The 1,636-nt window shown below is 42.1% G+C and carries 3 protein-coding genes; all 3 read right to left on the bottom strand.

The genetic code is table 11. The annotated features are described in order from the left end of the window. On the bottom strand, nucleotides 1-767 hold a 767-nt coding region (locus ACKI5B_RS10215), incomplete at its 3' end, for a hypothetical protein (protein WP_407428398.1). Nucleotides 768-860: 93 nt separating this feature from the next. Then, nucleotides 861-1,391 carry a hypothetical protein gene (locus ACKI5B_RS10210; protein ID WP_407428396.1) on the bottom strand — a complete coding sequence of 177 codons (531 nt, stop codon included), beginning with the start codon at nucleotides 1,389-1,391 and terminating at the stop codon, nucleotides 861-863. 28 nt (nucleotides 1,392-1,419) lie between these two features. Continuing rightward, nucleotides 1,420-1,636 (bottom strand): hypothetical protein (locus ACKI5B_RS10205; protein WP_407428394.1); only part of this gene is annotated, 217 nt, incomplete at its 5' end.

The following is a 1,636-nucleotide window of genomic DNA, read 5'->3' as shown; positions in this document are numbered from 1 at the left end:
AACAGCTTTGACATTTTCTTGAAATAGTCTTTAAATTCTGTGAGCTTACGGCTCATAAACTTTAAGCAGTCAGCATTTGCAAGGAAATCTGCTGCGGTGGTAACAGGACTTGAAGGCTTCATCTCTGCATTGTAAGCTTTTCTAAGGTCAATCACTGAGATTGAATGAGCTGTTACCTTTGCATCATTCTTGATACATTCAGCGATCAAAGCGTTTCTGAGTAAGTCGTCAAGCTCTTCGTCATGTGCTTCGAGTGCGTTTGCGATTGCAAGCCTGATCGCACCGACAAAGCCTTCAACTTCTGCTTCAGAAGTAAATGCATCATCCCACTGGTTGCCTGTCAGATCATACTGAAGCTCCCAACTTGAAGTTTTGCCGTACAGTGTAGCATCAACTGTCGGAAGCTTAATGTTATAAGTTCCGATACTGTCACCATCTGCAAATACTTTCCAATTGTGGGCTTCCTGTACTTCGGGCGCTGTGATGGTGATTGCCTGAATGATTGCTTTAAACTGCATGTCTTCTGTTCTGAAGCCGTAAGCCTTTGATCTGCGGTACAGGCTGTCAAGAAATACAGATTTAACACTGCCAAGTATTAAAGCTTTTGTAAACTGCTCACGATATTTTCCAAGGTCATCATGTGCAATTCCGCCGTCGATAAAGTCTGCAAGGTTTTCTGTTGCAACGGCCTTTTCACCGACTGACTGCTTGTAAGCTTCACTTACAAGTGAGTAAACGGCATTGTTGTTTAAATACTCAACTGACATATTATGTCTCCTTTCATAATAAAAAATAATGGGTGTAGCGTTTCTTACTACACCCATAGTACACTATAATATTTAATTTGTCAAATACTTATTTCAGAAGGGTAAATCTTCACCAAAAGCGCTTTCGAAGTCGTCACCGGCAAACATTGTGCCGATATCCATGACATGAAGTTCTTTGATCAGAAGCGCTGCCGGATAAATTGCGCCGGGTTTTATTGAAACAAGTACAACAGCCTTGCTGCCGTTTATATTTCCGCCATGGTCTGCAAGATAGTCTGTAAGGTTTCCGGCATCAGCAATACTGCCGTTTACATACTCACCGACTCTGATATCAAAACCGCTTGACAAATTGATGTATCCGCCGTCTTCCGGTGTATCATTTGTCAGCCATTCGGGCAGCCACTTTTCCTCAGTGTCTACATAAAAGGGCTCAGCTGTTTCTTTCAGCTTGTCGATTGCTTCTGCTGTGCACTTCAGCGAAATTCTGTACTTGTCGTCTTTGTCCTTCTTTCCATTTGAAAAAGTGCGCTTGCCGTACATTGCTGTCGTGATCGTGCCTGCAAGATAAAACTTTCCGTTCTCCTGCTCCTTCTGTGCCTGTGTGTTCTTTTTTGCGTTAGCCATGTTGGCTCCTTTCCGCCCTATGGGGCAATTATAATTTATTTGCTTTGTTGACATATGTGTCAACAGTAAAGCCTATATCATTGTTGTAGTAATACCACTTATTGGCATTATATAAACGCCAAAGTATTTTGTCAATCTTTGTATCACCGAATTTGTACGCCTGCCGCCTGTCGTCAATCTCACCGATTGTATAAATACGCCTGGCTTTTTCATTGATCTTGATCGCATCATGTACAAAAACATGC

It is taken from the genome of Treponema sp. (assembly GCF_045657965.1).
GTDB lineage: Bacteria > Spirochaetota > Spirochaetia > Treponematales > Treponemataceae > Treponema_D.
Note: the sequence above shows the minus strand (reverse complement) of the source record. Positions and strands in the feature narration are given on the sequence as shown.